This is a genomic window from Mammaliicoccus sp. I-M35 (assembly GCF_022386455.1).
GTDB classification, from domain to species: Bacteria; Bacillota; Bacilli; order Staphylococcales; family Staphylococcaceae; genus Mammaliicoccus; species Mammaliicoccus sciuri_A.
Genome location: NZ_JAJNIL010000020.1, coordinates 1 through 4,510, shown reverse-complemented (window position 1 = coordinate 4,510; position 4,510 = coordinate 1). Strand labels below are relative to the sequence as shown.

At 26.5% G+C, this 4,510-nt stretch carries 4 protein-coding genes; 1 reads left to right on the top strand and 3 read right to left on the bottom strand.

Translation table 11 applies throughout. The annotated features are described in order from the left end of the window. Positions 1-183 precede the first annotated feature (183 nt). Complete coding sequence (locus LQ679_RS14565) at positions 184-1,029, bottom strand: LEM-3-like GIY-YIG domain-containing protein (RefSeq protein ID WP_058611730.1); 846 nt, start codon at positions 1,027-1,029, stop codon at positions 184-186. A 751-nt stretch (positions 1,030-1,780) separates the two neighbouring features. Between LQ679_RS14565 and LQ679_RS14560 the strand changes: the two genes are divergently transcribed. After that, positions 1,781-2,233, top strand: a complete 453-nt coding sequence (locus tag LQ679_RS14560) for a MarR family winged helix-turn-helix transcriptional regulator (RefSeq protein WP_239724304.1) — start codon at positions 1,781-1,783, stop codon at positions 2,231-2,233. Positions 2,234-2,426: 193 nt separating this feature from the next. Here the strand turns inward: LQ679_RS14560 and LQ679_RS14555 are convergent, their stop codons facing one another. After that, on the bottom strand, positions 2,427-4,049 hold the full coding sequence (locus tag LQ679_RS14555; protein WP_239705648.1) for a poly(glycerol-phosphate) alpha-glucosyltransferase: 1,623 nt from the start codon (positions 4,047-4,049) through the stop codon (positions 2,427-2,429). Between the two features lie 140 nt (positions 4,050-4,189). Continuing rightward, positions 4,190-4,510 (bottom strand): LPXTG cell wall anchor domain-containing protein (locus tag LQ679_RS14550; RefSeq protein WP_239705647.1); only part of this gene is annotated, 321 nt, incomplete at its 5' end.

Below are 4,510 nucleotides of genomic sequence, written 5' to 3'. Positions count from 1 at the left end.
CCACGAAATTAGCATCATGCTAGCAAGTTAAGCGAACACTGACATGATAAATTAGTGGTTAGCTATATTTTTTTACTTTGCAACAGAACCGTTAAATCTAACTCTAATCGAATATCCTCTTTTGAGTATAATTTTTTTACAATGTCGTCTGATGGCATAATAATTTAGCTCCTTAACTGATATCTAATTATTTATATAAGCAGTTGCGCTACCACTACCAAACCTTAAATCTGGTAGTGCTTTTTTGTATAAATTCAATTTTTTTAGAGTAGCGTCACGTTCTGAAAGCCCAACAAACGCATACCTCATTTTACCATTATTTGTTTCGATACTTTCCGCTTGTTCAAATGATACTTCATAAGCTGAGACAACTGCATTATTAGCACCTGTATTGATACCAATAATATATTTTATTTTATGTATTTTATCTTTTCCTATTATCCAACTACCTAATGTGCGCGACTTCAAGTTATTTCTATCACGTTTACTTTCATTAATAGGATACTCTTTACTTTCATCCTTATCTAATAGAAATGCATCTCTGATTTTCACTGCTAAAATTAATTCATTCGTATTTATGTTTTCAAGATTAATTGAATCGTAGCCAAATTCATTTTCTAAATCTTCAACTAAGTATGCCTTAGATCCATGACCGTTAATCATATTTGTTAATGTAGTTTTATTTGTTAGATTAAGAAAGTTTATAAGAACATTTTCTGCAGAAAATGCTTCGGATTCGGTTAATCCATAACTGACTATATATCCTAAAACATTCAAATCATTGCTACAAATTTCGTTAATTCTATTAAATTTCAAGTTATCTTTATTTTCTTCTATAAATATATCTTCATACAATAATTGTTTCTGCGCATCTTGTTTATGTTTAAATATTCTATTCCCCTTACCTTTACCAACATAAAAGCATTCACCATTCCTTGGGTCCATCAAACAGTAAACATAAAATACGTGTTGATAATCTTTTTCTAGTTGTGCTAGTGTCGATTCAGAAAATTGATTAATGTGTTTCAATAAAATTCCTCCTTCTTTGTGTACATATTAATTTTTATACTGATTAATAAATTTCCCAAAATAATTTATATTTAAAAGTGAAAATGATTATTTATAGAGTGTCTTAAATTTCTATAGATATAGATTCTTTCAGTTACCTATGTATCACTTTGTGACAATTTGAATAAACAAGACTCAACTTTGTTTCTAGATTTATTTACATTTTCTTGCAGTAAACATTGGCTTAATATAATGAATTTCAATAAAAACTTTAGCTGTATCACCATAAAATTTTTTAAAACTACATACTATACAACTTGCACCATGGATATCACTTGCTTTTTTAATTTAGCATTTTTTGAATTTTGTACTATAACTTAAACTAATTATTCTTCTTTATAATTAACATTTTCTAATTCAGAATCATTTTTATTTCCATTTATTCATGCATTCACTTTTTCTAACACAAAACCTAATATACTATATATACTTTCTATACACCTCATTAAATTTTAAATTATACACAACCTAATTTTTAGTTTTATTTGTGATACGCTTCCCCTTATCAATAGTTCTGCTAAAATTATACACTATAATAATTATAAAACCACCGAAACAATTGTCCAAAATATAATTTATATATTGTTGTATAAAACAACAATATTTTTTTATAAATTTCTTATTTAACCTTTATTTAATTGTCATATTTTGGTAAAATTATTTTATAAAAGATACTTTACTTATATTAACAATAGAAAGAGGGATTGTTTTTATGGTTATTAAAGAAGAAACTCAATTTAAAATTGAATTTAGAAACACTATTCTCAATTTAAATGAAAATGTTGATTCACTAGTTAAAAAAACAACTAATAATTGTGGATATTCAGTTAAGGTATGTAAATTGATATATTTTATTAAATTTCATGATGGATTAAACTTAAATGAATTAAGCATAAAATTTAATGATGATAAAGGGAACTTAAGTAGATTAATTGATAAATTAATAAATTTAGGATTTCTAGAGAAAAAAAAGGAAATTGATGACAAAAGAAAAACGTATATATTTATAACTAAGAAAGGGGAGAATATGATTAATGATGTACAAGAAGAATGTTCAAAAATTATAGATGAACTTTTAATCATCTATAATGATAAAGAAAAAGCTAATTTTATACATTTGATGAAAAGGCTTGATGCTCATATTACTAATTTATTGAGGGATTAAGTGATTTCATTTAATTTAAAAGGAAAAAATATTTAAATTATATCAATAAACCTCCACAATGTTTTTTAACAATTATTTTTCAACAACTTAGATTCTAAATATTATATTATATTAATTTGATAGTATGAAATATATACCATAGTCTTCCTATAATTATTTAAATAAGAAGGTTTATACGCGTAATACTTATAATTTAAATATAAATATTAGTTTTTTTAGTGCTAAATACTTTTTGATATTGAACATACCCTGATAAATAGTGTTCAATATCATCAATCCTTACTCTATAACCATGATGTTTAATGAAGAATGAATTCACAATGCGTGCAGGATTTTTAAAATACATAGCAATTTCTGGATAAAAATAACCTGTTCTTTCATAATCTGCTCTTAAATGTATTGTATTTATGAATTTTTCTTCATCTAAATAAGTTTTAACAAGTTCATCATAGCCAGTCTTCTTAGCTTTTTCCACTAAGTGATAAGTCGCCATTAACATTTCTAAAAATGTTGGGAATGTCGTTTCCCTTTGTTGCATATAATCTAAATAACTCGATACGTTCTGAATGCCAAATTTGTAATATTTCTCTTGTGGATCAATTTGTACTAATTCATTTGTACAATATCCTAACCAGTGATCATGATACTTCCAATATTTTTTCTCAATAAACATTTCAAATAACATTTTGACAGTATTCAACCATTCTTCATTATAATCAATTTGATAAAGTCTTAATAATGCTAAAGCAGCTTCACCATCATAATATACAATTCTAAATTGTTCTTTAGTCGTTAAATCAGGATAATTTAATACGTGAATCGTTTGTTGTTGATCATCAATCATCGACAATATCCCTCTAGCAACTTTCTGTGCAGCTTCTAAATATCGAGCATTATCAGGTACATGCTTTAAATATTCACAAATCGCGAAGATAAATGCAGCATTTTGACCTAATTTTATTTCATTCACACCTTCAGTATCATCAAAAATATATCCCGCACCATCAACTTCAAATAAATAATGTTTGATTAAATAATCAATCGCCTTTTCTACAATCGTCACATCTTCATTTAAATAACTCAGACCTTCTATTAATGCATATGTTGATGATGAATGACGTAAATTATTATAAAATCCTATTTCTTTATCGAAATGTGGAAAATAACCATAAATATACTTTCCGTTATCTTGAATTTGATTTTTCAAAAAATGAGTACTTGTCTCAATTAATCGATCAATTTCTTCATTAATATTATCAATTTTTCTTAGACCTTTACGATATCCCTTTTCTTCTAATTCAATAAGTTGATCTTTTTCAATAAAATAGCTTTTCGTGTAGAACTTATAAACATCTTCATTTTCATAATTACGATGTGTGAAATATTTTCTTATTCTTTTATACTTTTTAATATAGTTGTTAATGTTCTTCTCAGACATGAAAAGCTCTTTACTATTAGGTTCTGGTCTTATAAATGCATTGGTATTAATTTCTTCAGGTAAGAATGCTAACTCCCAATTATTATCTAATGAAAAGCCATATTCTACATAATTTCTACGTGTATGAGTTAAATCATGCTTTAATTGTTCATATTTAATTTTTTCAATTGATGTAACGAAATCTATTTTGATCCATTCGGCTTTTTTACCAGTATTTTTTCGAAATGCTTCTATATATTTTTTAATATTTCGGTCATCATTATGTGATTTAAACATTTTTACTAAAGCCTTTTGGGAAGGATGACCAATACTAACAAAAATTTTTTCTGCATCTGAATGACTATTGAATAAATTCTTTAGTTGATTAGATATATCCATTCATTACATACCTTTCTGTATTAACTTTTATAAAAACTAGCCTAAATCTGTTTTATTAATGAAAATTATGACACTATCCTAAAAATCATAGAGGCTGGGACAAAAATTTGCCCCAGCCATAAAATTTCAATTATATAATTCTAGTTATTTTCTTTGTTGACTTTTTTACGACGACCAAGTAAGAATAATGATCCAATTCCAGCAAATAAACCGCCGAATAAAGCACCGTTATTTATTGGTTGTTCACCAGTGTCTGGTAATTTCTTATCATTATTTAATTTATCATGATCATCTGTAGTTGCAGCTTTTGCAATGCCGTTTCCATCATTGTTGTTTGAATCAGTTGAACCCATTCCCATATCTGAATCGCTGTCTGCTTCTTCACCGACTGTTACTGGTACTTTAATGTGATCTTCTGTACCATCTGGGTATTTCACTGTTACATCTACTTCTGTTGTACC

Excerpts from the sequence above, each read along its gene's own strand:
- LQ679_RS14555 (WP_239705648.1), bottom strand. The coding sequence starts at position 4,049 with ATGGATATATCTAATCAACTAAAGAATTTATTCAATAGTCATTCAGAT.
- LQ679_RS14560 (WP_239724304.1), top strand. The coding sequence starts at position 1,781 with ATGGTTATTAAAGAAGAAACTCAATTTAAAATTGAATTTAGAAACACT.